The organism is Pseudomonas sp. Colony2, assembly GCF_019382755.1.
In the GTDB taxonomy this organism is placed as follows: domain Bacteria; phylum Pseudomonadota; class Gammaproteobacteria; order Pseudomonadales; family Pseudomonadaceae; genus Aquipseudomonas.
Genome location: NZ_CP080030.1, coordinates 1,377,439 through 1,402,776 on the forward strand (window position 1 = coordinate 1,377,439; position 25,338 = coordinate 1,402,776).

Genomic DNA, 25,338 nt, shown 5'->3' on the forward strand with positions numbered 1-25,338 from the left:
GGCGGTAGCTGTCTATCGCAGGTAGACGGGATGGTTGCCCAGGCCCTCCTTGAGAAAGTCCACCAGTTTTCGCACCTTGGGCGAAAGGTGGCGTTGTTGCGGGTACAGCGCCCAAACCGCGGTGTTGGGCGGTTGATGGGCTTCGAGTAACGACACCAGTGCGCCGCTGTGCAAATGCTCCAGCACGTAATAGTCCGGCAACTGGCAAAGACCGACACCTTGCAGGGCCGCATCCAGCACCGCTTGCCCGCTGTTGCAGCGCCAGTTTCCCTGTACCCGCTGGGAAAATTCGCGCCCGTCCTGGGCCAGTTGCCAAATATCCGAGCTGCCGATCAGGCAGTTATGCCGGCTTAACTCCGACAAGCTATGTGGCCGCCCGTACCTGGCCAGGTAGGACGGTGACGCGCACAGGTACATACGCCGCGGCGCGAGGCGGCTGGCAACCATGCGCGAATCCGCCAGGCGCCCGAGGCGAATCGCCAGGTCCAGGCCTTCGTGCACCAGGTCCAGCTGGCGGTTGGTCAATTCCACGTCCACGCGCAATTGCGGATAAAGCGCCATGAACCGCGTCACCAGCGGCACGATAAAACGCTCGCCGTAAGCCACTGCGCAGGTCATGCGCAACATTCCCTTGGGCTCGCTGGCCAGGTCGCCCACGGCGCGCAAGGCTTCTTCGCGACCGTCCTGCAATCGCTGGCAATGTTGCAGGAAGGTCTGGCCGGCTTCGGTCAGTGTCACCTTGCGCGTGCTGCGATACAGCAAGCGTGTTTGCAGGCGCTCTTCCAGTCGCGCGACCTGGCGGCTGATATGGGACGACGACACGCCCAGGCGCTCGGCGGCCGCGGTGAATTGGCTGCATTCGGCCACGGCGACGAACTCGTCGATGCCCTCCCAGCGGTTTTCCAGCATGCTGATTATCCCTGCGTAGCAATAATGTTTTGCTTTTGTCTGGATTATTAATCAGATGAGCATGTTTTACACTGCCGGCCATACGTTTTTAACCCGATGGAGAAACCGGATGATCAAGTCCCGCGCGGCCGTAGCCTTCGAAGCCAAGAAACCCCTCGAGATCGTTGAAGTGGATGTGGCCATGCCCAAGGCGGGCGAGGTGCTGTTGCGGGTGGTGGCGTCCGGTGTGTGCCATACCGATGCCTACACCCTGTCGGGCGCGGACCCGGAAGGCATTTTCCCGTCGATCCTCGGCCACGAAGGCGGCGCCGTGGTTGAAGCCATCGGCGAAGGCGTGACCTCGGTGGCGGTGGGCGACCACGTGATCCCTCTGTACACCCCGGAATGCGGCAAGTGCAAATTCTGCCTGTCGGGCAAGACCAACCTCTGCCAGGCGATTCGCGCCACCCAGGGCAAAGGCCTGATGCCCGACGGTACTTCGCGCTTTTCCTACAAGGGCCAGCCGATTTTCCACTACATGGGCACTTCGACCTTCTCCGAATACACCGTGCTGCCGGAAATCTCCGTAGCGAAGATTCCCAAAGAAGCGCCGCTGGAAAAAGTCTGCCTGCTGGGCTGTGGCGTCACCACCGGTATCGGTGCAGTGATCAACACCGCCAAGGTCAAGCCAGGCGACACCGTGGCCATCTTCGGCCTGGGCGGCATCGGCCTGTCGGCGGTGATCGGTGCGGTGAAAGCCAAGGCCGGCCGCATCATTGCCATCGACATCAACCCGGCCAAGTTTGAAATCGCCAGGCAGCTGGGTGCCACCGACTGCATCAACCCGAAAGACTACGACCGCCCGATCCAGGACGTGATCGTCGATTTGACCGACGGCGGCGTCGACTTTTCCTTCGAGTGCATCGGCAATGTCCAACTGATGCGTGCGGCCCTTGAGTGCTGCCACAAAGGTTGGGGCGAGTCGGTGATCATCGGTGTGGCCGGTGCCGGCCAGGAAATCGCGACCCGTCCGTTCCAACTGGTCACCGGCCGCGTCTGGCGCGGTTCGGCGTTCGGCGGCGTGCGCGGTCGCAGCGAGTTGCCAAGCTATGTGGAAATGGCCCAGACCGGTGAAATCCCGCTGGATACGTTCATCACCCACACCATGGGCCTGGAAGATATCAACAAGGCGTTTGACCTGATGCATGAAGGCAAGAGCATCCGCACCGTCATTCACTTCTGAGGTCGGCCATGAGTCTGGAAAACCTGTCGTGCCAGAAAAGCTTCGGCGGCTGGCATAAACGCTACAAGCATCATTCCGACGTGCTGGGTTGCGACATGACCTTCGCCGTGTACCTGCCGCCGCAAGCGGAGCAGGGCGGCAAATTGCCGGTGCTGTACTGGCTATCGGGCCTGACCTGCACCGATGAGAACTTCATGCAGAAGGCCGGCGCGCAACGCATGGCAGCCGAGCTGGGGTTGATCATTGTTGCGCCGGACACCAGCCCGCGCGGCCCCGGTGTGCCGGGTGATCCGGACAACGCCTGGGACTTTGGCCTGGGCGCCGGTTTCTACCTGAACGCCACCCAGGAGCCCTGGGCCCAGCACTATCGGATGCATGACTACGTGGTGCAGGAGTTGCCTGCATTGGTCGAGGCGCATTTCCCGGCGTCGGCCAAACGCGGGATCAGCGGCCACTCCATGGGCGGCCACGGCGCGCTGGTGTGTGCCTTGCGCAACCCGGGGCGTTATCAGTCGGTGTCGGCGTTCTCGCCGATCAACAACCCGATGGATTGCCCGTGGGGCCAGAAGGCATTCTCCCGCTACCTGGGCGAAGAGCGCTCGAAATGGCGCGAATGGGATGCCTGCGTGTTGATCAGCGAAGCCTCGGAAAAGCTGCCATTGCTGGTGGACCAGGGCGACCGCGACGATTTCCTCGCGGTGCAGCTCAAGCCTGAAGCGTTGCAACAAGCGGCCAGGGCGGCGAACCATCCGCTGGAGCTGCGCCTGCAACCGGGCTATGACCACAGCTACTTCTTTATCGCCAGCTTCATCGAAGACCACTTACGCCATCACGCGCGCGCTTTGCTCGGTTAATGTGAGGCAAAAGTAGGTAGAATCACGCCCTGAATTAAATCGGGGCGTTTTTTTATGCGTATTGGCCACGGCTATGATGTGCACCGTTTCGCCGAAGGCGATTTCATCACCCTGGGCGGCGTTCGGATCGCGCACCACCACGGGTTGCTGGCTCATTCCGACGGCGACGTGGTGCTGCATGCCTTGAGCGATGCCTTGCTCGGCGCAGCCGCGTTGGGCGACATCGGCAAGCACTTTCCGGATACCGACCCGACCTTCAAGGGCGCGGACAGTCGTGTGCTGTTGCGTCACGTGGTCGGCTTGATCCATGCCAAGGGCTGGAAGGTCGGCAACGTCGACAACACCATCGTCGCCCAGGCGCCCAAGATGGCCCCGCATATCGAAACGATGCGCGCGCTGATTGCCGCGGATCTTCAAGTTGAGTTGGATCAAGTGAACGTAAAAGCCACCACCACCGAAAAGCTCGGGTTTACCGGTCGCGAAGAGGGCATTGCCGTGCACTCCGTTGCCTTGTTGCTGCGCGCATGAATGATCTGCAACTGCTGGGCCCGCGTGCCTATGGCGAGGCCTTGGGCAGCGCTGTTCTGAAGGCCACCGCTGAAGACTTCCAGGTGGATGAAGTGCTGGATATCCCGCTGACCGGCGAGGGTGAACACCTGTGGTTGTGGGTGGAAAAGCGCGGCCTGAATACCGAAGAGGCGGCGCGGCGGATTGCCAAGGCGGCGGGCGTGCCGTTGCGTACCGTCAGCTACGCCGGGCTCAAGGACCGCCAGGCGCTGACACGCCAGTGGTTCAGCGTGCAGTTGCCGGGCAAGGCGGACCCGGACCTGAGCGCGGCTGAAAACGACACCCTGAAGATCCTCAAGACCGGCCGTCACAAGCGCAAGCTGCAGCGCGGCGCGCATTCGGCCAACGGCTTTACCTTGCGCCTGACCCAGTTTGCCGGGGATGCGGCGGCCATCGACGCCCGCCTGCAACTGATCGCCCGGCAAGGCATTCCCAACTATTTCGGCGCCCAGCGTTTCGGCCATAACGGCGGCAACGTCGTCGATGCCCGTGACTGGGCGGCGCGCAAGGCCTTGCCGGAGCAGCGCAATGTGCGTTCGCGCCTGCTCTCGACGGCCCGCAGCTTCCTGTTCAATAAAGTGCTGGCGGCGCGGGTGGCCGACGGTTCCTGGCAGCGCGCCCAGGTCGGTGACTTGCTGGCGTTTACCGACAGCCGCAGCTTTTTCCCGGCGGGGGAGGCTGAATGCAGCGACCCGCGCCTGGCAATCCTCGACCTGCATCCCACCGGCCCGCAGTGGGGCGAAGGTGATTCGCCGGCGGCGGGAGCAACCTTCGCGCTGGAACAGGCGATTGCCGACGGTGAAGCCGAACTGCGGGATTGGCTGGTGAATGCCGGCATGAGCCAGGAACGTCGCATTCTTCGACTGCCCATTGGCGGGTTGACGTGGCATTATCCCGAACCTGACATTCTGCAATTGGAATTCGTCCTGCCGGCTGGATGCTTCGCCACTGTCTTGGTGCGCGAGCTTGTAGATCTGGTGCCGGTGGGGCAGACGGACAGCCCATGCGTATTCTGATATCTAACGACGACGGGGTCACTGCACCCGGCCTTGCCGCGCTTCATGCTGCGCTGGCGGATTACGCCGAGTGCGTGGTGGTTGCCCCGGACCAGGACAAAAGCGGCGCCAGCAGCTCGCTGACGCTCGACCGTCCGTTGCATACACAGACGTTGCCCAACGGCTTTATCAGCGTGAATGGCACGCCGACCGACTGCGTGCACCTGGCGATCAACAGCCTGCTGGACCGCGAGCCGGACCTGGTGGTTTCCGGGATCAACCTGGGCGCCAACCTGGGTGACGACGTGTTGTATTCCGGTACGGTGGCGGCAGCCCTTGAAGGGCGCTTCCTCGGTCGGACCTCGTTCGCTTTTTCGTTTGCGTCCCGTCAATTGGACAACCTGGCGACTGCGGCGTATTTCGCCCGCAAGTTGGTGGAGGCCCATGACACCCTGGTCCTGCCGCCGCGCACGGTGCTCAACGTCAATATTCCCAATCTGCCCCTGGACCACATTCGCGGTATCCAGCTGACCCGCCTCGGCCACCGTGCCCGTGCGGCAGCGCCGCTGAAGGTGGTCGACCCGCGTGGCAGGGAAGGGTACTGGATTGCCGCTGCCGGCGATGCCGAGGACGGTGGCGAGGGCACGGACTTTCATGCGGTGATGCAAGGTTATGTCTCGATTACCCCGTTGCAACTCGATCGCACCTTCAGTGATGCCTTCAGTAGCCTCGATGGCTGGCTGGAGGGGCTGCGCTGATGGCTCGTGAACAAGACGACCTGCTGCGCCGGGGCATCGGGATGACCTCCCAGCGCACCCGCGAGCGATTGATCCAGCGCCTGTATGAAGAAGGGCTGTCCAATGCCCAGGTGCTGGAAGTCATCCGCCGTACCCCGCGGCATCTGTTTGTCGATGAAGCCCTGGCGCACCGCGCCTATGAAGACACAGCCTTGCCCATCGGCCACAACCAGACCATCTCCCAGCCCTATATGGTGGCGCGGATGAGTGAGTTGCTGCTGGCGGCGGGCCCGCTGGACAAGGTGCTGGAAATCGGCACCGGCTCCGGCTACCAGACGGCCGTGTTGTCGCAGCTGGTGGAGCGGGTGTTTTCCGTGGAGCGCATCAAGGTGTTGCAAGACCGGGCCAAGGAACGCCTGGTGGAGTTGAACCTGCGCAACGTGGTGTTCCGTTGGGGCGATGGCTGGGAAGGCTGGCCGGCACTGGCGCCATACAACGGCATTATCGTCACCGCGGTGGCGACCGACGTACCCCAGGCCTTGCTCGATCAACTGGCTCCCGGCGGGCGCCTGGTGATTCCGGTGGGCTCCGGCGAAGTGCAACAATTAATGTTGATCATTCGCGAGGAAGAGGGCTTTTCCCGGCATGTGCTCGGCGCCGTGCGTTTTGTCCCGCTGCTCAACGGTCCGCTGGCCTGATCAATTATTCCTGCGTACTGAATTCTATTGCCGGGTATGTGTCTTACAGCGGGGTCTGTTGAGTCCACATGATCAGCCGTAGGAGCTAAACATGATGAAATTTTCTTTAGAATCGTGTTTCCAGTAAAAACCCAACGGCCAGTTATACTTGCGTCATATTTCAAGCCTGATACAGGCGTTCATAGTCAGCCACCACAAAGGGAGCGGCGGGTGAGTCTCACGGTCATTGCACAGCGTATGAGTCAAACAAGCTTTCAGCGACTGGTGATTGGCCTTGTCTTGAGTTCCTTGCTGGCGGCTTGTTCAAGCACGCCATCCGGTGGTGCGCGGGTGGTCGACCGCAATAACGCGGTACCGCAGAAACCTACCGTTACCACAGGCCAATACGTCGTGCGCAAGGGCGATACGATGTTCTCGATCGCCTTTCGTTATGGCTGGGATTACAAGGCGCTCGCCGCCCGTAACAACATCCCTGTGCCATACACGATACATCCAGGTCAGACCATTCGTTTCGATGGACGAACCGGTTCAACACCGACCGCGGTAGTCACAAACACGGCTTCTTCGCCGTCGTCTTCGAGCAAGACCACCATCATCACCCGGCCTGCAGGCACCGCCGCGCCTAGCGTTGCGAGCAAGCCAGCACCTGCGCCGATGCCGCCGGCGGGGCCCGCACCGACCGGCTGGGGATGGCCCTCAAATGGCATCCTTATTGGAAAATTCTCTTCAAACGGTAGTTTGAATAAAGGCATTGATATCGCCGGAGATTTGGGACAGCCTGTTTTAGCTGCGTCTGATGGGACAGTGGTGTACGCCGGGAGTGGTTTACGGGGCTACGGCGAGCTGGTCATCATCAAACACAGCGATACCTACGTCAGTGCCTACGGTCACAACCGCAGGCTGTTGGTTCGGGAGGGGCAGCAGGTCAAAGTCGGACAGACAATTGCCGAGATGGGGTCAACTGGTACAGACCGGGTGAAACTGCACTTTGAGATTCGCCGCCAAGGGAAGCCTGTTGATCCGCTGCAATTCCTTCCCCGTCGTTGATGTGTTGCACAGCCTGTTCCTCACGTAGTAGGAACAGGCTCCAGCGTTGCCAAGGATAAAGGCGTCGCTTGAGCTTGAGGTCGAACTCACCAAAGGACTATAACAATGGCTCTCAGTAAAGAAGCGCCGGAGTTTGACATCGACGATGAGGTTCTCCTTATGGAGACTGTCATCGATACGGAATCGATGTCGAATGAGGGACCTGCTGTACCTTCAGTTCGCACCAAATCCAAGAACTCCACCGCGTTAAAGCAACACAAGTACATTGATTACACACGGGCGCTCGACGCGACTCAGTTGTACCTCAATGAAATCGGCTTTTCCCCTCTGCTCACTCCCGAAGAAGAAGTCCATTTTGCGCGCTTGTCGCAAAAGGGCGATCCGGCTGGGCGCAAGCGCATGATTGAGAGCAACCTGCGACTGGTGGTGAAAATCGCCCGACGCTACGTCAATCGTGGGCTGTCCCTGTTGGACTTGATCGAGGAAGGCAATCTCGGCCTGATCCGGGCGGTGGAAAAGTTCGACCCTGAGCGGGGCTTCCGCTTTTCGACCTACGCCACCTGGTGGATTCGTCAGACCATCGAACGGGCGATCATGAATCAGACCCGTACGATCCGGTTGCCGATCCATGTGGTCAAGGAGCTCAACGTCTACCTGCGGGCGGCGCGTGAGCTGACACAGAAACTCGATCATGAACCTTCGCCTGAAGAAATCGCCAACCTGCTGGAAAAACCGGTGGGAGAGGTCAAGCGCATGCTCGGTCTCAATGAGCGGGTGTCTTCCGTCGATGTCTCGCTGGGTCCGGATTCGGATAAAACCCTGCTGGACACCCTGACCGATGATCGTCCTACGGACCCATGTGAGTTGCTGCAGGACGACGATCTGTCGCAAAGCATCGACCAGTGGCTTTCGGAGCTGACGGACAAACAGCGTGAGGTGGTGATTCGCCGCTTCGGGCTGCGCGGCCACGAAAGCAGCACCCTGGAAGATGTTGGCCTGGAGATTGGCTTGACCCGTGAGCGGGTGCGGCAGATCCAGGTCGAGGGCCTCAAGCGCTTGCGCGAGATCCTCGAGAAGAATGGCTTGTCGAGTGAGTCGTTGTTTCAATAAGCGACGCAGGATGAAATGTGGGAGCGGGCTTGCTCGCGAATACGGTGTTTCAGTCAGCCTATCTGGCGACTGATTCACCGCTTTCGCGAGCAAGCCCGCTCCCAAATTTTTTTGTGCATGGAATTACATCGTGTGATTGGCAAATCCCGAGCGCAAAAAAAGCCCCGCTTTGCTCGTTCCCACGCTCTGTGTGGGAACGCAGCCCAGGACGCTCCGCGTCCCAAGGCGTGACGCAGAGCGTCACAAGAGGCATTCCCACGCAGAGCGTAGGAACGAGCGGGCACAAAAAAGCCCCGCTTTTGAGGGCGGGGCTTTTCGACTAAATCAGTACAAGTTAGATAACTTGAACTTCTTCAGCTTGCATGCCTTTCTGACCGCGGGTAGCGATGAAAGAAACCTGTTGGCCTTCTTTCAGGCTTTTGAAGCCGTCGGATTGGATAGCTTTGAAGTGAACGAACAGGTCGTCACCGGATTGTGGAGTGATGAAGCCGAAGCCTTTTTCATCGTTGAACCACTTAACGGTACCAGTTTGGCGATTAGACATGGTGTATCTCCTTGGACAAAGTTAACTGCGACTCAGGAAAAGCCCTGGCCGAGACTGAGTGCAAAGAGCAGGAAAAATTCTTGGAGATGGTTGGATCGAAATTCAACATATCGTGTAGAGATTCTCAGTGACACAAGCAGCACAGTGGCGCCACCTTAACCCTTTTTCCGGAACGTGCCAATGGTATTTCCGAAGGTTTCTCTATTTTCGTGACTGGCGGCACCCTGATACCGCACCAACACCCCACAATTGAAGGTGCGCCCCGCCCAGCAGGGGCTGCGCGGCGCCAAGAAAAACAGTCGCCCCTTTGAACCACGGGGCCAGCCCCGGTAAGATGCCCAACAGAATTTTTTCACCTCGCTATTCAGGACACCCGCCATGAGCATCAAATCGGACAAGTGGATTCGCCGCATGGCGCAAGAGCACGGCATGATCGAGCCCTTCGTGGAGCGCCAGATGCGTGGCGAAGGCGCTGAGCGGCTGATCTCGTTCGGGGTTTCCAGCTACGGCTACGACGTACGCTGCGCCGATGAGTTCAAGGTGTTCACCAACATCAACTCGGCAACCGTCGATCCGAAAAACTTCGACGAAAAAAGCTTCGTCGACGTCAAGAGCGACGTCTGCATCATCCCGCCAAACTCCTTTGCCCTGGCGCGCACCGTCGAATTCTTCCGTATCCCGCGTAATGTCCTGACTATCTGCCTGGGCAAAAGCACCTACGCGCGCTGCGGCATCATCGTCAACGTGACGCCGCTGGAGCCGGAATGGGAAGGGCACGTCACCCTGGAGTTCTCCAACACCACCACCTTGCCGGCAAAAATCTACGCCAACGAAGGCGTGGCGCAGATGCTGTTCTTCGAATCCGACGAAGAGTGCGAAGTGTCCTATAAGGACCGTGGCGGCAAGTATCAGGGCCAGCGCGGCGTCACTCTCCCACGCACTTGATCGAATCGTCTTACAGGCTAAGGGAATTTGTCAGCGGGCATGCACTCTATTGGGTGTACTGCCCCGACGCGTGCACAACGCGCCGGGCCACGCTTGAGGAGTCCCCTATGAAGCTCGATCCGCGAATCAGCGCCGAACTCGCCCGGCTTGAACCCAACCAGATTGGTGTGATGGCCTGGTCCTTGATGGCCGATCCCGCCGCAGGCGGCATTCCCGGCCAGCCAGGTCCCGATGATCCCTGGCCCAACCAGCCTGAAGAGCCTGGCGAACCCACTCTCCCTGACGAACCGCCTCCCGCCCCTGTGGCCTGATTTCCTGCACGTGTCGCCAATGGTCAGTTGCTCAACGCACTGGCCATACTTCCTGGTCTCCGATCACGAAGATCCGGCTGCCTTCTTCCTGCGTCACTGAATAACCCCCGGTAAAAGCGCCGAACGCCGGTAGCAGGCTGACTTGGTTGCCGATCAGGAAGCACGGCAGGCGCAAGCTTTGCCGGCCCTTGCCCCGCAGGCGATACACCGGATGCACGTGCCCGGCCAGCACATGGTGGCTGGCATGGGCGTCGGGCTCGTGCTGCAAGGCAAACGGGCCCATCAGCAAGGGTTCGGTCACCACCTCAATATTCAGATCGCCAGGCGGGTCGCCAGCGCGTTTGTCGTGGTTGCCGCGAATCAGCGTGAGCGCCACGCCTGCATGACGCTCACGCCAGGCTCTCAGGGCGTTCAGGGTGCCGCTGGCGTGAGAGCCGGGCCCGTGGAGAAAGTCGCCGAGAAAGATCACCTGCGCGCCGGGGAAAGCCGCCAACAACCGGTCCAGGCGCTGCAGGTTGGCCGTCGTCGTGCCCTGTGGCACTGGCTGGCCCAGGCTGCGATAGGCCGACGCCTTGCCAAAATGCGCGTCGGCGATCAGCAGGCACTTTCTCGCAGGCCAGTACACCGCCTTGTCCGCGAGCAACCACAGCGCTTCTTCCGCCAGATGTATCGGGTAATGAGCGGGCATCAGGGCTTCCCGTTATCGGCGACTTTTTCCAGATCCTTGACCATCCGCGCAATCCGCTCCGAGAGTTTTTCCGAGCTCAGGCTTTCCCGAAAACGTTCCACCAGCAGCGGAAAGGCCAACGGCGTAGGCCGTTTGATGCGATGCAGGTCCAGCTTCAACCCAGACAGGTGGCGCAAGGTCTCTTCCAGGCGACGAATATCCAGCTCATCCCGCAGGACTTCTTCCCCGGCCTGGGTCAGCAGCAGGTTCTGCGGGTCATATTGCTTGAATACCTCAAAGAACAAACCGCTGGAAGCCTGGACCTGACGCGTACTTTTCGGCGCGCCCGGATAGCCTGCGAACACCAGCCCGGCGATCCGCGCGATCTCGCGAAAACGTCGCAGGGCCAGCTCACCGGCATTCAGGCTGGCTACCACGTCATCCAGCAGATGATCCGCGCTCAGCAGTTCGCCGCCCAATAACTCAGGCCAATCCACTTCGGTGGCACTCAGCAGTTCCAGCCCATAGTCATTGACCGCAATCGAGAACGTCACCGCCTGCCGCCGGCTGACGCGCCAGGCCAGCAGGCTCGCCAGCCCCAGATGCACCTGGCGCCCGGCAAACGGATACAGGAACAGATGCCAGCCCTCCCGGGACTTGAGGGCCTCGGCCAGCAAGTGATCGCGGGTCGGCAGTCCGGACCAGCGCAGCTGGGTTTCCAGCAAGGGTTGCACCGCTTGCATCTCCGGGCCGAGATAGTGACCGTGGGCAGCCGCATCAAAGCGCTCGACCACCGCCTGGGCCAGCTCGTTGGAAAGAGGCATGCGCCCGCCGTTCCAGCGTGGCACGGCAGCCTTTTTCGCGGTGCTGCGCTTCACATAAGCAGTCATGTTTTCCACCCGTACCAACTCCAGCAAGCGGCCGGCGAACAGGAAACCATCCCCTGGCTTCAGTCGTGCAATAAAGCCTTCCTCGACACTGCCCAGGGTCTTGCCACCGCCGCCTTTGCTCCAGAATTTCAGCTGGATGCTGGCATCGCTGACGATCGTACCCACGCTCATGCGATGGCGCCGCGCCAGGCGTGCGTCGGGGACGCGCCAGATGCCGTGTTCGTCCGGCTCGACCCGGCGGTAATCCGGGTAGGCCGTCAGCGACAGGCCACCATGGCGCACGAAGCCCAGGGCCCAGGCCCAGTCTGCTGCGCTCAGGTCACGATAGGCCCACGCGGTGCGCACCTCCGCCAGCAGCTCATCCGGCACAAAGCCGCCGCCCAGCGCCATGCTCACCAGATGCTGCACCAGCACATCCAACGGCTTGTGAGGCGACTGGCGCGCTTCTATGCGCCGTTCAGCGATGGCGTCCTGCGCGGCAGCGGCTTCCACCATTTCCAGGCTGTGGGTTGGCACCAGCGTGACCCGCGAAGGCCGGCCCGGTGCGTGGCCGGAGCGCCCTGCGCGCTGCATCAGCCGGGCTACGCCCTTGGCGGAGCCAATCTGCAGTACCCGTTCCACCGGCAGGAAATCTACCCCCAGGTCCAGGCTCGACGTACACACCACGGCCTTCAGTTGCCCCTCCTTCAGGGCTCGCTCCACCCAGTCCCGGGTTTCCCGGGACAGCGAGCCGTGGTGCAGGGCAATCACTCCGGCCCAGTCGGGGCGCGCGTCGAGCAGGGCCTGGTACCAGATTTCCGATTGTGCCCGTGTGTTGGTAAACACCAGGCAACTGCTGCTGGCATCAACTTCGGCCACCACTTGCGGGAGCATTTTCAGGCCGATATGGCCGGCCCACGGAAAGCGCTCGATAACCGGTGGCAACAGGGTGTCCACTCGCAACTGTTTGGTGGTTTGGCCTTGGACGTTGATCCCGCCGCCTTGTGGGATCAACACCTCCAACGCGTGGGCCTGATTACCCAGGGTTGCAGAAATGCCCCACACAATCAGCTCGGGGTGCCATTGCCGCAGGCGGGCGAGGGCCAGTTGCAATTGCACGCCGCGTTTGTTGCCGATCAGTTCGTGCCATTCGTCCACTACCACCATGCGCAGGTGCGACAGGCTGGGCTGGCTATCGGCGCGGGCGAGCATCAGCGTGAGGCTTTCCGGGGTGGTGATCAGGGTGGTGGGCAGACGGCGGGTTTGGCGGGCGCGTTCGCTGCTGCTGGTGTCGCCGGTGCGCAGGCCGACGGTCCAGGGGATTTTCAGTGACTCGAGCGGGGCCTCAAGGGCGCGGGCGGTGTCGGCGGCCAGGGCGCGCATTGGGGTGATCCACAGGACGGCGAGCGGTTCCGCGGGGGCTTTGCGTTTGCGGGGCGTGGTTTCGGTGATGGCGAAGCGGTTGAGGGCGGCGAACCACAGGGCGTAGGTTTTCCCGGCGCCGGTGCTGGCGTGGAGCAGTCCCGACTGGCCTTCCTTGACTGCGTGCCATACGTCTTTTTGGAAGGCGAACGGTTTCCAGCCCTTGGCGGTGAACCAGTCTTTGGCGAAGTTGGGGGATTTGACCATGCTTGGGGCTCTGGGGGGGTAATTCAGAGACCTTTGGGGTGGGGGAAAGGTTTAACTGCGATTTTTTTGGGGGGGGTGTATATCCGTTATTTAGGTAACGGCCGCCTATGGTTCCGCTCTTACAGCGGGTCACTTTTTTACAAACGCCTAAAAAAGTAACCAAAAAACGCTTTGCCCCACCACTCGGTGCCTCGCCTAGGCTCGGCATGCCCGCACTCCGGCCCGATTCCGCGGGCCGCCGCGACGGGCCATCCATGGCCCGGCGCGGCTAAATCGGCATCCTTGCCGATTTACCCGCTCCACCGTGCCTACTTGCGGCCATCGTGGTTGACGGGGCTCGCAGATCAAAATCAAAAGCAAAAGCACGGCGGCCTGAAAGCCGACCTGAGTGTTAAAAGCAAAAGCAAAGACCAGAGCGAAAACARAGCTGCTTTTCTGTRGGAGCTGGCTTGCCTGCGATGCAGACAMCTCGGTRCATCAGGYACACCCAGTTGATGCCATCGCAGGCAAGCCAGCTCCCACATTTGACCGTGCCCGCTTTAGMTTTTGATTTTGCTCTTCAACACTCAAGCCGGCCGGKAGGCCGCTGTGCTCTTGCTTTTGATCTTGATYTTGATCTTAGGCGCCCCGTTAAACCACGCTGGCCGAACGCAGGCTTTGGAGCGTGGGTAACCTGGCAGGACGCCAGGTTAGCCGTCCTGGGCCAGGGATGGCCCATGACGGCGGCCCACGGTCCAAAGCCGGAGTGAGGGCACTCCGAGCCTAAGCGAGGAGCCGAGTGGTGGGGCAAGAGCGTTTTGCTTACTTTTGCGCTGTTCAAAAGTGAGCCGCTGTAAGAGCGGAACCATAAGTGGCCGTTACCTAAATAACGGATATACACCCAACCCCTGCGGGCTACTTCAAATTCCCACTCAAAAACTGCTGCAACCGCTCGCTCTTCGGATTACCCAGCACATCCTCCGGCGCACCCTGTTCCTCCACCAACCCCTTGTGCAAAAACAGCACCTGGCTCGACACCTTGCGCGCAAAGCTCATCTCATGGGTCACCATGATCATCGTCCGGCCTTCCTCAGCCAAACCCTGGATCACCTTCAACACCTCACCCACCAACTCCGGGTCCAGCGCCGAAGTCGGCTCGTCAAACAGCATCACCTCTGGCTCCATCGCCAGCGCCCGGGCAATCGCCACCCGCTGTTGCTGGCCACCCGACAAAAACGCCGGATATTGACCGGCCACCCGCGCCGGCAACCCCACCTTGTCCAGATACCGGCGAGCGCGATCCTCGGCGTCCTTCTTGCTGCAACCCAGCACCCGGCGCGGCGCCATGGTGATGTTCTCCAGCACACTCATGTGGCTCCACAGGTTGAAATGCTGAAACACCATCGCCAACCGCGTACGCAGGCGCTGCAACTCAGCATCATCCGCCACGCGCATCCCATGGCGGTCACTGACCATGCGAATCTGCTGCCCATCCAGCGTCATCGCGCCATCATTGGGCTGTTCAAGAAAATTGATACACCGCAAAAAGGTACTCTTGCCCGAGCCACTGGCGCCGATCAAGCTGATCACATCACCGGTCCTGGCCTTGAGCGAGACACCTTTGAGCACCTCATTGTCGCCATAGCTTTTATGCAGGCCTTCAACGGTCAATTTGTACATGGGGCGTGCATCCTCAAGGCGAAAGTAGGTAGCCGCTGCGATAGGCTTCAGTGCCGGCGACATGGGCAATGACCATCCCGGCAGTGGCCATGCGCCGCAGCGAACGAGCGTAAAGCAGCCCGGCATTGCGGCAATGCACTGGCGTTACGCGGTCGGAAATGGGGTCGATGATTTCGGCGATCAGTTGCCCGGCGTCCACGTATTCCCCAGGCAGCGCGCTGAATACCAGCAAGCCGCCCACGGGTGTGGCCACCGGCTCGACGCCCGCCAGCGGTGTGGCGGGGTAGGGCAATTCCGGCAGCGATGCCGGCTCGCCGCTGATTGCGCCGAAGTGAATCAGGTAATCGATGATCGCCTGGCAGTCGAGGCTGGCCAGGCCGTGGTTGACGTCGCCCTGGCCGCGCAACTCGACGGTGACGGAAAAGCTGCCCATCGGAATCGGGAAGCGCTCGCCAAACCGTTGTTGCAATTGCCACCACACCAGCGTGAAACACTCATCGAACGACTGCCCACCGGAATCGGTAGCCAACAGGCTGGCTTCCGAACCGATATAGCGCGCCAGCGGCTCCACCTGCGGCCACGCCTCGGGGGTGGTGTACAGGTGTGCAACGGCTTCGAAGTCGCAGTGCAGGTCCAGCACCATGTCGGCATCACACGCCAGGCGTTGCAGCACCAGGCGTTGGGATTCCAGTTGTGTGACGGGCGTTTGCGCCGCCAGGGCCATGCTCAGCGCATCGCGGATCAGTTCGACGTTATGCGCAGGATCATCTCCCAGCAGGCCTTCGACCTGGTTGCCAACCTCGCCGGACAGGTCGACAAACAGGCGATTGAAGTTCTGCCCGCTTTCCAGCTCATAGCGGCCCAGGGGGATGTCCATTAACACCTGTTCCAGGCCGGTCGGGTTGGCGATCGGCACCAGTACGATCTCGCTGCGCAGGCGGCCGGCCGCAGCCAGCTCCGCCAGGCGCGCCTTCAAGTGCCAGGCCACCAGCATGCCCGGCAATTCGTCGGCGTGCAGCGACGACTGGATGTAGACCTTGCCTTCGGCCTGCTCCGGCCCGAAGTGGAAACTGTGGATTTGTCGCTCCGTGCCCGGCACCGGCGCCACAAGTGGATGAATCTGATGACGCATGAAGGCTCCTTAGTGGCTGGGGCCGAGAAAGGCCAGCCAGCGACGCTCCGCCAGACGAAACAGACCGACCAGGGCAAAGGTCACGGTCAGGTAGATCAGCGCAGCGATACCGAATGATTGAAAGGTCATGTAGGTGGCCGAGTTGGCGTCCCGGGCGACTTTCAGGATATCCGGGATGGTCGCGGTGAAGGCCACCGTCGTCGAGTGCAGCATCAGGATCACTTCATTACTGTAGTACGGCAGCGAGCGGCGCAGGGCCGACGGCATGATCACGTAGGCATACAGCTTCCAGCCGCTGAGGCCGTAGGCTTTCGCCGCTTCGACTTCGCCGTGGGCCATGCTGCGGATCGCCCCGGCAAAAATCTCCGTGGTGTAGGCGCAGGTGTTGAGGGCGAAGGCGAGAATCGTGCAGTTCATCGCATCACGAAAGAACGCGTCAAGCACCGGCTGCGCGCGAACCGCCGCGATGCTGTAGATCCCGGTRTARMARATCAGCAACTGGATATACAGCGGCGTGCCGCGAAACAGGTAGGTGWAGMAYTGCACCGGCCARCGCASCCAGCGATTGCGCGACACCCGCGCAATGGACAGCGGGATCGATACCAGGAAGCCGATGAAGATCGACGCGCTGAGCAGCCACATCGTCATGGCCAACCCGGTGATGTGCTGGCCGTCGCTATATAGGAAGGGGCGCCAGTATTGCTGGATAAGTTCGATCATCGCACTGCCTCCCGGGAGCCTGCGGAGTAGCGCCGTTCGAGGCGGCGCAGGACGAAGTTGGACGCGCTGGTGATCAGCAGGTAGATAAACGCGGCGATCACCAGGAAATAGAACAGCTGATAAGTACTCTTGCCGGCATCCTGCGCGGCCTTGACCAGGTCGGCCAGGCCGATGATCGACACCAGTGCCGTGGCCTTGAGCATCACCATCCAGTTATTGCCGATGCCCGGCAGGGCGAAGCGCATCATCTGCGGGAAGGTCACGAAGCGAAACCGCTGGCCACGCGTGAGCCCGTAGGCGGTGGCGGCCTCCAACTGGCCACGGGGCACGGCGAGGATCGCGCCGCGAAAGGTCTCGGTGAAATACGCACCGTAGATAAAGCCCAGGGTGATCACCCCGGCGCTGAATGGGTCGATCTCGATGTAGTCCCATTCCATAAAGTCGGTAAAGCTGGTCAGCCAGATTTGCAGGCTGTAGAAAATCAGCAGCATCAGCACCAGGTCGGGCACGCCGCGAATCAGGGTGGTGTAGATCTGCGCGGGAATCCGCAGGAACGGCAGGCTGGACAGTTTGGCAGTAGCCCCGAGCAAGCCCAGCAACACGCTGACGGCCAGGGAGAACACCGACAACTTGACGGTCATCCAGGTGCCTTGCAGCAACAGCGGGCCGAAACCCTTCAAGCTGAAGGCACTGAGCCCCAGGGTTTGCAAAAGATCTTCGAACATAAATCAGGACCTATGGCGATAAAAAAGCGCCCCTCCAGAGGAAGGGCGCCCCAGGCATTATTTGCCGCTGTACAGGTTCAGATCGCCAAAGTGTTTCTTCTGGATGGTGGCGTAGGTGCCATCATCGTGTAACGCTTTGATACCTTTATCCAACAAGGCCTTGAGGTCTTTGTTACCTTTTTTGATACCGACCGCAGTTTTGGACGGCAGCAGTGGATCGTCGATGGCCTTGCTGACTTCGTAGTCAGCACCGGCTGGCGACTTCAAAAAGCCCAGTTCGGCTTGCAGCATGTCCTGCACGGAAGCGTCCAGGCGGCCGGAAGTCAGGTCGGCGTACACCTGGTCCTGGTTGGCGTAGGCCTTGGTGGTGACACCGGCCTTGTCCAGTACGGCCTTGGCGTAGGCTTCCTGGATGGTGCCTTGCTCGTAGCCAACGCTTTTGCCCTTGAGGGACTCAGGCGTGGAGTAGTTCGCGCCCTTTTTGAACACCAGGGAAGTTGGGCCGGAGAACAGCTCGTTGGAGAAGTCGATCGCCTTTTCACGGGCTTCGGTCACGGTCATCGAGGAAATCACGCCGTCAAACTTGTTGGCGTTGAGGCCTGGAATCATGCCGTCGAAATCACTTTCGACCCACTTGCACTTGACCTTCAGCTCGGCACAGATGGCATTGCCCAGGTCGATATCGAAGCCCACCAGGCTGCCGTCAGCGGCTTTAGACTCAAATGGCGCGTAGGACGGATCGACACCAAAACGCAATTCCTTGTATTCCTTGGCCAGCGCGGAACCGGCGGCCATGCACAGAGCCAGTGCAGAAAGGGTCAGCAATGCTTTTTTCATTATGTAATCCCTGGAAACCAAGATAAGCGCTTGTGGCGCGGTTAGGACTGTTACTGAACGGTGTCAGACCGGACTCAAGTAGCAATTTCTGCACCATAGTTCCGAATGGTCGTTTTAAAAGGTGAGATTAAGGAGTTGTGCCAGTAGGAAATGCCCGAAAATGGGCATCGATAAATCTATGCATTATTTTGGGGCGTGTGAGGTTTTCAAATGTGGGAGCGGGCTTGCTCGCGAATGCGGTGGATCAGTCGGTACATGTATTGACTGACACACCGCCTTCGCGAGCAAGCCCGCTCCCACATTGATCGGTGGCGTTCTTGAGAGGCGTGTCAGGCCAGTAAATCCTGCAGGGTCGCCAGGTTGTCGGCTTCCTCGACGGCCTTGTCCTGGCGCCAGCGCAACATCCTCGGGAAACGCACCGCAATTCCGCTCTTGTGCCGCTTGGACAGGGCAATCCCTTCAAAACCCAGTTCAAACACCATGCTCGGCGTGACGCTGCTGACCGGGCCGAATTTCTCCACGGTGGTCTTGCGCACGATGGCGTCGACCTTGCGCATTTCCTCATCGGTCAGCCCCGAATACGCCTTGGCGAACGGGACTAAAGTACGCTCAGTACCGGGCGGGCCGTCCCACACCGCAAAGGTGTAGTCGCTGTACAGGCTGGCGCGCCGGCCATGGCCGCGCTGGGCGTAGATCAGCACGGCATCGACACTGAACGTGTCGACTTTCCACTTCCACCACACGCCCATGTCCTTGGTCCGGCCCACGCCGTAGAGCCCGTCCCGGGCCTTGAGCATCATGCCTTCCACGCCCAGGCTGCGGGACGCCTCACGCTGCTCTGCCAAGTCTTGCCAGCTATCGCCGATCAGCACTGGCGACGTGCGCAACGTTGGCTGGTCGCAGTCGCTGACCACCAGCTCCAGTTGCGCCCGGCGTTCGGCCTGGGTGTGGTTGCGCCAGTCTTCGCCGTGGTGTTCCAGCAGGTCATAAGCGAGCACGGCGACCGGCGCGTCTTCGAGGATTTTCTTGCCCAGGGTCTTGCGGCCGATACGCTGTTGCAGCAGGGCGAAGGGTTGCACCGAGTCCTTCCACACCACGATTTCGCCGTCGATCACTGTGCCATCGGGCAGGCTGTTTTCCAGGTCATGAAGCTCCGGAAAGCGCTCGGTGACCAGTTCTTCGCCCCGAGACCAGACCCACAAGCGGCCTTCGCGCTTGACCAGTTGTGCGCGGATACCGTCCCACTTCCATTCCACTTGCCAGTCAGCAGGGGAGCCGAGCAAGGCATCGAACTGCTCCACCGGCTGGGCCAGGCCATGGGCCAGGAAAAACGGATAAGGCTGCCCGCCACGCTGGGCGTGTTCGTCGGACGATTCGGCGGCAATCAGCTTCAAGTAGCCTTCGGCCGTCGGACGGTTCGACAGGTCGGTGTAGCCCACCAGCCGCTGGGCCACGCGTTTGCTGTCCAGCCCGGCCATGGCGGCCAGGGCGCGGGTGACCAGCAACTTCGACACACCGACCCGGAAGCTGCCGGTGATCAGCTTGATGCAGAGCATCAGGCTCGGCTGATCCAGCTGTGCCCACAACGCGGGCAGGCGTTCTGCCAGTTCTTCTGGCGGCAGGCCACGCAAGGGCAGGAGTTTTTCTTCCAGCCACACGGCCAGACCATCGTCCGAGGTGTGGGGCGATTCCGGTAACAGCAGGGAAATGGTTTCCGCCAGGTCGCCTACCGACTGATAACTCTCTTCGAACAGCCACGGCTCAATGCTCGCGGCTTCGGTGGCCATGTCCCGCAGCAACCGGGTGGGCACCAGTTGTCGGGGCCGGCCGCCGGATAAAAAGTACACCGCCCACGCAGCATCTTCCGCGGGCGCCTGTAGGAAATAAGCCTGCAAGGCGGCGAGCTTGGCGTTGCTGGAGGTGGTGGCGTCGAGGTTGGCGTACAGCTCGGCGAAGGCTTTCATGACGTGGCCTCCTCTTCGTCATCGCCGTATTCGGTGGTGAATCCCTGGGCATCCAGGCCCTTTTCCCGCAGGTGCCTGACCAATACGCCCACAGAACCGTGGGTGACCATTACCCGCTCGGCACCGGTTTGCTCAATGGCCCATAACAGTCCGGGCCAATCGGCGTGGTCCGAGAGCACAAAGCCGCGATCCACCCCGCGCCGCCGCCGGGTGCCGCGCAGGCGCATCCAGCCGCTGGCGAAGGCGTCGCTGTAGTCGCCGAAGCGGCGCATCCAGGTGCTGCCACCGGCGGAGGGCGGGGCGATGATCAGGGCCTGGCGCAACAAAGGGTCGGACTTTTTGAAGTCGCCGGCGTAGAGGGTTTCAGGGATATAGATGCCAGCTTCGCGGTACACCCGGTTCAAGGGTTCAACCGCGCCATGGCTGAGGATCGGGCCGATGCTGGCGTCGATGCCGTGGAGAATCCGCTGGGCTTTGCCGAAGGAATAACAGAACAACACGCTGGCCTTGCCGGCGGCGATATTGGCCTGCCACCAGTCGTTGATCCCGGCAAAAATCTGCGCCTGGGGCTGCCAGCGGTAGATCGGCAGGCCGAAGGTCGATTCGGTGATAAACGTATGGCAGCGCACCGGTTCGAACGGCGCGCAGGTGCCGTCGGGCTCGACTTTATAGTCGCCGGAGGCGACCCAGACTTCACCCTGGTATTCCAGGCGCACCTGGGCGGAGCCGAGGACATGGCCGGCGGGGTGGAAACTCAAGGTGACGCCGTGGTGGCGCAGGCTTTCGCCGTAGGCCAGGGTTTGCAGGTTGATGTCCTGGCCGAGGCGCGAGCGCAGGATGCCTTCGCCGGGGGCGGCGGCCAGGTAGTGTTGGTTGCCGGTGCGGGCGTGGTCGCCGTGGGCGTGGGTGATGACCGAACGTTCCACCGGGCGCCAGGGGTCGATGTAGAAATCCCCGGCGGGGCAGTAGAGGCCTTCGGGCCGGGCGATAACAAGGTCCATGGGCGTGCCGTGGAGGTGGGCTTGTTAATTATGAGGCGGGGGCGGGTGGAGAAGTTCTATCGGAATGCATGCGATCAACTGTGGGAGCTGGCTTGCTCGCGAATGCGGTGTGTCAGTCAATAGATCTGGTGACTGATCCGCCGCTTTCGCGAGCAAGCCCGCTCCCACATTTTGATCCGGTTGAGTCAGGGAAACCGGGTTACTTGCCCGGCACCAGTGTCAACCGCGTCTTCCCGTACACCCCGTCAAAGTTCTGTGGCTGCATCGGGAAGCTCAGGTATTGCGCCTTCAGCCACGGGTCGATGCCATTGGCATAGTTCGGGCTGGCCGGGTTGCCGGATTGGCCGATGCCGCTTTGGCCCATCATCGGTTCCGCCAGGCCGAAGTCGACAATCATCCGCAGCGCCGGCACCTGGGTCGTGTCGAAACTCTGGCCCCAGCTATACGGTGCGCTGTTCAGGGTGTTGTGATCGCCGCCCGCGGGCAGTGGGCCGCGAATGGCCTGGCCGCTGGTGTTCTTCCAGGTGTAGCTGTGCAGTTTGCCCCACTGCCAGGCCTTGTGATCGGCGCCCAGCGCGCTGTCGCCTGCGGTGATCGCGGCGGCCAGGCTGCGGGCGAGGATCGCCGGCTTGTCGGTTTTCTGCCCGGTGCGGGCGTCATTCCAGAACGGGCTGTCTTCGCGCCCCAGCAGGTGGTCGGCCACCGCCGAGTACGACAGGTTGGCGTTACCGATAAAGGCTTTCCAGGTGGCGCTGTTTTCCGGACCGAGTTCGTCGAGGAAAATCTGCTTGGCGCTTTCCTGCAGGAACAACTCATAAATCGCCGCGTCGGCGGAGGTGGATGCCAGCCGACCGTCGAAGGCCATCAGGCGGCCCAGTGCTTCCCGCGCCTTGGCCTGGTCTGCCACCGGCAATCCATCGATCGCCTGTTTCAGCGGCTGGACCATGCCCGGCGCCTGGAACATGCTCTTGAGCTTGGCGGCAAACGTGGTGGTCTGGTCGTACTGCATGGCAATCATGCTGCGGCTGTCATGCTTGCTGCTGCCGGCCAGTTGCGCGATACGTTCGGCGCGTTCCGGCGCGGCCCACGAGTTGGACAGTTGCATGCCGTAGCCACGGGGAATGGTGCGCTGGTTGGCCGTGCCGATCCAACCCTGGGCCGGGTCCTGATCGTAGGGGTGCAGCATCGCGTCGGCGTAGCCATCCCAGTCGAAACGCCCGTCCCAGCCCGGCGATGGCACCAGGCCTTCGCCTTCACGGCGGTTGGGGAACCGCCCGGTCACTTGCCAGCCAATGCTGCTGGCGTCGGCGAAGACCATGTTCAAGGCAATTGCGCGAATTTCCCGGGTGGCGTCAGACGCTTTACCGGCGGTTTGCGCACGGGACAGGTCGAAGAACGCGTCCAGGCTCTTGTCGTCCTTGAAATCGGCGGTTTGCAACGCCAGGCCGTAGCCGCTGGTCAGCGACTGGGCACTGTTGAGCAGCGGCCCGTGGCGGGTTTCGTACACCGCTTCGCGAATCGGCCGCTGGCCCTTGGCGAAGTAGGTTTCATTGCGCACGATGGCGGGCAGCCATTTGCCGTTGTTTTCGTAGTACAGCGCGTTGCCCTGGCGCTTGACCTTCTCCAGGAATACGTCCTGGGTGTCACCCGAGACCTGGCTCATGCTCCAGGCCACCTTGCCGTTGAAGCCGGAAAGCAGGGTTGGCAAACCGGCGATGGACACACCGGCGGCCTGGTATTTCGGCGAGCGGATCTGCACGTAGTTCCACAGCGACGGGGCCTGCATCGAGGTCGACAGGTCATTGGCCAGCAGGCTCTTGTTACTGCGGCTGCGCTGCGGGCCGATCGCCCAGTTGCTGGAGCTGGACGTGCCCAGGGTGTTGAGGGTGCCGAGGTGTTCGCTGAGGCTGGTCAGCGCAGCGAGGCCCGGGATCTGGCCCAGGTTGATGCCCTTGAGCTTGTCGGACTCGGCCACTGGCAGCGGTTCATCCGGGTAGCTCGGGGTCAGCCAGGCGAGTTTGTCGGCACCGACTTTTTGCGCGAGCACCAATGACGACAGCTCTTCCTGCAAGTTGGTCGACTCGCTGAAATTCAGCAGGCAGAACAGCAGCGCCGAATCTTCCGGCTTCCAGTATTCAGGCTTGTAGCCAGTCTGGGCCAGGTCTGGCGGCAGCTTGTCGCGGTAGCGGAACAGGTAGGCGTTGACCCCGCGCGCATACACTTCAAAGAAGCGCTTGAGGCGTGGCGACGAGGCGTTATACAGCTCGCCGGCGCTTTTGCGCAGGTTGACCGCCCGCATGAAACGGTCGACATCCAGCACATCCGGCCCGGACATTTCCGCCAGGCGGCCCTGGGCCAGCAGGCGCAGGGTGACCATCTGGGTGATGCGGTCGCTGGCGTGCACGTAGCCCAGGGTGAACAGCGCATCGTGGAAGGTGCTGCTTTCAATCAGCGGGATGCCCTGGCTGTTGCGGCGCACCGAAACGTTCTGCGCCAGGCCCTTGATCGGCTGTACGCCGGAAACCGGAGGCAGGGTGTCTTGGGTGCTCTGTAACTGGCAACCGGCCAGGCCCAAGGCACTGGCAATTGCCGCGGCAACGCCGAACCGGGGAAGAAAATGTGAGAGGGCTGGCGAGGCCATGGCAAAGCTCCTGCGGGGGGTAGCGTCAGTAAAGGCGCTACGTTAGTGAGCGCGGCGAAACGACGCAAGCGGGAGGCGATGCTTATTTCAGGATTTGCGTAAGGTTTCCAGTCGGGCACAAATCAGTGTGGGAGCGGGCTTGCTCGCGAAGGCGGTGTATCAGCTAAAAGAGTTGTGGCTGATCCACCGCATTCGCGAGCAAGCCCGCTCCCACATTTTGATCCCGTTGACCTTCAGGATTTTGGCGGATTGACCTTCTGCACCAGCTCATAGGCACGCACCGTCGCCGGGCGTTGCTTGATGTGGTTGAACCAGCGTTCTACATGTGGGAAGTCTTCCAGCTTCTGGCTCTGCCACTTGTGGGAAACGATCCACGGGTAGATCGCCATGTCGGCAATGCTGTATTCCTCGCCGGCCACGAACGTGCGGTCGGCCAGGCGCCGGTCCAGCACGCCATACAGGCGGGCGGTCTCATCCACATAGCGTTTGATCGCGTAGGGAATCTTTTCCGGGGCGAACTGGCTGAAGTGGTGATTCTGGCCGGCCATCGGCCCCAGGCCACCCATTTGCCAGAACAGCCATTGCAGCGCTTCCTGACGACCACGCAGGTCCTGGGGAATGAACTTGCCGGTTTTTTCCGCGAGGTACAGCAGGATCGCACCGGATTCGAACAGGGAAATCGGCGCGCCGCCGTCGGTCGGGTTCTGATCGACGATGGCCGGGATGCGGTTATTGGGGGCGATCTTCAGGAAGTCGGGCTTGAACTGATCGCCCTGGCCGATGTTGATCGGGTGTACCTCGTAAGGCAGGCCGGCTTCTTCCAGGAACAACGACACTTTGTGACCGTTGGGGGTGGTCCAGTAATACAGGTCGATCATGAAGCTCTCCAAGGGTGGTGATGCTTGAGCGAATGCCTGTAGGTATAGGTGATGTTAGGGTGACGAAAATTCAATGAAACATTTGGGTCTATCGATATGGAAATTCGTGCGGGCGCAGCGTTGATTCTGATTGACCAGCAAAAAGGCATTCACCATCCCAGGCTGGGACGGCGCAATAATCCGCACGCCGAGGAGCGCATGCAGGCGTTGCTGGCGCATTGGCGGCGCGAAGGCTGGCCGGTGATTCATGTGCAGCATCTGTCCCATTTGCCGGAATCGGTGTTCTGGCCGCAGCAGTCGGGGGTGGAGTTTCAGGACGCGTTTATTCCGCAGGCGGGTGAGCAGTTGATCCAGAAACGGGTGCCGGACGCATTTTGTGGGACGGGGCTGGAAGCGAGGTTGCGTGAGGCCGGGCTTCGGCAAGTGGTGCTGGTGGGCGTGGCCACCCATAACTCGGTGGAGGCCACGGCCCGCAGTGCCGGCAACCTGGGGTTTGAGACGTGGGTTATCGAAGATGCCTGCTACACCTTCGACAAGGCGGACTTTTTCGGGCAGATGCATTCGGCGCAGGCGGTACATGCCATGTCGTTGGGCAACCTGCACGGCGAGTACGCCACAGTGATTTCCTCCAAACAGTTGCTGGAGTGACCGTTGTGGCGAGGGAGCTTGCTCCCGCT

The 25,338-nt window shown here is 61.1% G+C and carries 24 protein-coding genes; 11 read left to right on the top strand and 13 right to left on the bottom strand.

Annotated elements, in window-relative coordinates; genetic code table 11:
• Window positions 1-12 precede the first annotated feature (12 nt).
• Window positions 13-909, bottom strand: a complete 897-nt coding sequence (locus JV201_RS05745; RefSeq protein WP_003219287.1) for a LysR substrate-binding domain-containing protein — start codon at window positions 907-909, stop codon at window positions 13-15.
• A 109-nt stretch (window positions 910-1,018) separates the two neighbouring features.
• Between JV201_RS05745 and JV201_RS05750 the strand changes: the two genes are divergently transcribed.
• The 8 genes from JV201_RS05750 (at window position 1,019) to rpoS (ending at window position 8,139) form a co-directional block, all read left to right on the top strand.
• A complete protein-coding gene (locus JV201_RS05750) occupies window positions 1,019-2,131 on the top strand; it encodes an S-(hydroxymethyl)glutathione dehydrogenase/class III alcohol dehydrogenase (protein WP_003219285.1) in 1,113 nt (370 codons plus the stop codon).
• Between the two features lie 8 nt (window positions 2,132-2,139).
• Complete coding sequence (fghA, locus tag JV201_RS05755; protein WP_003219284.1) at window positions 2,140-2,985, top strand: S-formylglutathione hydrolase; 846 nt, start codon at window positions 2,140-2,142, stop codon at window positions 2,983-2,985.
• Between the two features lie 54 nt (window positions 2,986-3,039).
• Window positions 3,040-3,513 (top strand): 2-C-methyl-D-erythritol 2,4-cyclodiphosphate synthase, encoded by a 474-nt coding sequence (gene ispF, locus JV201_RS05760; RefSeq protein WP_003219282.1) that lies wholly within the window; start codon window positions 3,040-3,042, stop codon window positions 3,511-3,513.
• Window positions 3,510-4,568, top strand: a complete 1,059-nt coding sequence (truD, locus tag JV201_RS05765) for a tRNA pseudouridine(13) synthase TruD (protein WP_003219280.1) — start codon at window positions 3,510-3,512, stop codon at window positions 4,566-4,568. Before ispF ends, truD begins: the two co-directional genes overlap by 4 nt.
• Window positions 4,556-5,305, top strand: coding sequence for a 5'/3'-nucleotidase SurE (gene surE, locus JV201_RS05770; RefSeq protein WP_003219278.1), 750 nt, complete (start codon window positions 4,556-4,558; stop codon window positions 5,303-5,305). Before truD ends, surE begins: the two co-directional genes overlap by 13 nt.
• Window positions 5,306-5,346: 41 nt before the next feature.
• On the top strand, window positions 5,347-5,982 hold the full coding sequence (locus JV201_RS05775) for a protein-L-isoaspartate(D-aspartate) O-methyltransferase (RefSeq protein WP_010176736.1): 636 nt from the start codon (window positions 5,347-5,349) through the stop codon (window positions 5,980-5,982).
• 210 nt (window positions 5,983-6,192) lie between these two features.
• The gene (locus tag JV201_RS05780) at window positions 6,193-7,029 is read left to right on the top strand and encodes a peptidoglycan DD-metalloendopeptidase family protein (RefSeq protein ID WP_032898924.1); all 837 of its coding nucleotides are present in this window, start codon (window positions 6,193-6,195) and stop codon (window positions 7,027-7,029) included.
• Between the two features lie 105 nt (window positions 7,030-7,134).
• Window positions 7,135-8,139, top strand: coding sequence for an RNA polymerase sigma factor RpoS (gene rpoS / locus JV201_RS05785; protein WP_003219274.1), 1,005 nt, complete (start codon window positions 7,135-7,137; stop codon window positions 8,137-8,139).
• A gap of 334 nt (window positions 8,140-8,473) precedes the next feature.
• On the opposite strand, the gene JV201_RS05790 is transcribed toward rpoS, so the two are convergent.
• Window positions 8,474-8,683, bottom strand: coding sequence for a cold-shock protein (locus JV201_RS05790; protein ID WP_002554837.1), 210 nt, complete (start codon window positions 8,681-8,683; stop codon window positions 8,474-8,476).
• Window positions 8,684-9,061: 378 nt separating this feature from the next.
• On the opposite strand from JV201_RS05790, the gene dcd reads away from it, so the two are divergent.
• On the top strand, window positions 9,062-9,628 hold the full coding sequence (gene dcd, locus JV201_RS05795) for a dCTP deaminase (protein WP_003219273.1): 567 nt from the start codon (window positions 9,062-9,064) through the stop codon (window positions 9,626-9,628).
• 107 nt (window positions 9,629-9,735) lie between these two features.
• The gene (locus tag JV201_RS05800) at window positions 9,736-9,939 is read left to right on the top strand and encodes a hypothetical protein (RefSeq protein ID WP_003219272.1); all 204 of its coding nucleotides are present in this window, start codon (window positions 9,736-9,738) and stop codon (window positions 9,937-9,939) included.
• Window positions 9,940-9,970: 31 nt separating this feature from the next.
• Here JV201_RS05800 and pdeM read toward each other — a convergent pair whose 3' ends face one another.
• From pdeM to JV201_RS05855, 11 genes are all read right to left on the bottom strand, one after another.
• Window positions 9,971-10,627 carry a ligase-associated DNA damage response endonuclease PdeM gene (gene pdeM, locus JV201_RS05805; protein ID WP_003219271.1) on the bottom strand — a complete coding sequence of 219 codons (657 nt, stop codon included), beginning with the start codon at window positions 10,625-10,627 and terminating at the stop codon, window positions 9,971-9,973.
• Window positions 10,627-13,104, bottom strand: coding sequence for a ligase-associated DNA damage response DEXH box helicase (locus JV201_RS05810; RefSeq protein WP_219406616.1), 2,478 nt, complete (start codon window positions 13,102-13,104; stop codon window positions 10,627-10,629). Before JV201_RS05810 ends, pdeM begins: the two co-directional genes overlap by 1 nt.
• 894 nt (window positions 13,105-13,998) lie before the next feature.
• Window positions 13,999-14,763, bottom strand: coding sequence for an ABC transporter ATP-binding protein (locus JV201_RS05815; RefSeq protein WP_008432141.1), 765 nt, complete (start codon window positions 14,761-14,763; stop codon window positions 13,999-14,001).
• Window positions 14,764-14,776: 13 nt separating this feature from the next.
• Complete coding sequence (locus JV201_RS05820; protein ID WP_219406617.1) at window positions 14,777-15,895, bottom strand: succinylglutamate desuccinylase/aspartoacylase family protein; 1,119 nt, start codon at window positions 15,893-15,895, stop codon at window positions 14,777-14,779.
• Between the two features lie 9 nt (window positions 15,896-15,904).
• Complete coding sequence (locus JV201_RS05825) at window positions 15,905-16,615, bottom strand: ABC transporter permease (RefSeq protein WP_219406618.1); 711 nt, start codon at window positions 16,613-16,615, stop codon at window positions 15,905-15,907.
• Window positions 16,612-17,340 carry an ABC transporter permease gene (locus JV201_RS05830; RefSeq protein ID WP_008432134.1) on the bottom strand — a complete coding sequence of 243 codons (729 nt, stop codon included), beginning with the start codon at window positions 17,338-17,340 and terminating at the stop codon, window positions 16,612-16,614. The genes JV201_RS05825 and JV201_RS05830 overlap by 4 nt, the downstream gene beginning before the upstream one ends.
• Before the next feature lie 57 nt (window positions 17,341-17,397).
• Window positions 17,398-18,177, bottom strand: a complete 780-nt coding sequence (locus JV201_RS05835; protein ID WP_003213667.1) for a transporter substrate-binding domain-containing protein — start codon at window positions 18,175-18,177, stop codon at window positions 17,398-17,400.
• A gap of 329 nt (window positions 18,178-18,506) precedes the next feature.
• Window positions 18,507-20,141 carry an ATP-dependent DNA ligase gene (locus JV201_RS05840; RefSeq protein ID WP_219406619.1) on the bottom strand — a complete coding sequence of 545 codons (1,635 nt, stop codon included), beginning with the start codon at window positions 20,139-20,141 and terminating at the stop codon, window positions 18,507-18,509.
• Entirely contained in the window at window positions 20,138-21,142 is a 1,005-nt protein-coding gene (locus JV201_RS05845; protein WP_219406620.1) for a ligase-associated DNA damage response exonuclease, read from the bottom strand. The genes JV201_RS05840 and JV201_RS05845 overlap by 4 nt, the downstream gene beginning before the upstream one ends.
• 199 nt (window positions 21,143-21,341) lie before the next feature.
• A complete protein-coding gene (locus JV201_RS05850; RefSeq protein ID WP_219406621.1) occupies window positions 21,342-23,783 on the bottom strand; it encodes a penicillin acylase family protein in 2,442 nt (813 codons plus the stop codon).
• Between the two features lie 233 nt (window positions 23,784-24,016).
• Window positions 24,017-24,661, bottom strand: a complete 645-nt coding sequence (locus JV201_RS05855) for a glutathione binding-like protein (RefSeq protein ID WP_003213676.1) — start codon at window positions 24,659-24,661, stop codon at window positions 24,017-24,019.
• A gap of 96 nt (window positions 24,662-24,757) precedes the next feature.
• On the opposite strand from JV201_RS05855, the gene JV201_RS05860 reads away from it, so the two are divergent.
• Entirely contained in the window at window positions 24,758-25,309 is a 552-nt protein-coding gene (locus JV201_RS05860) for a cysteine hydrolase family protein (RefSeq protein ID WP_219406622.1), read from the top strand.
• Window positions 25,310-25,338 lie beyond the last annotated feature (29 nt).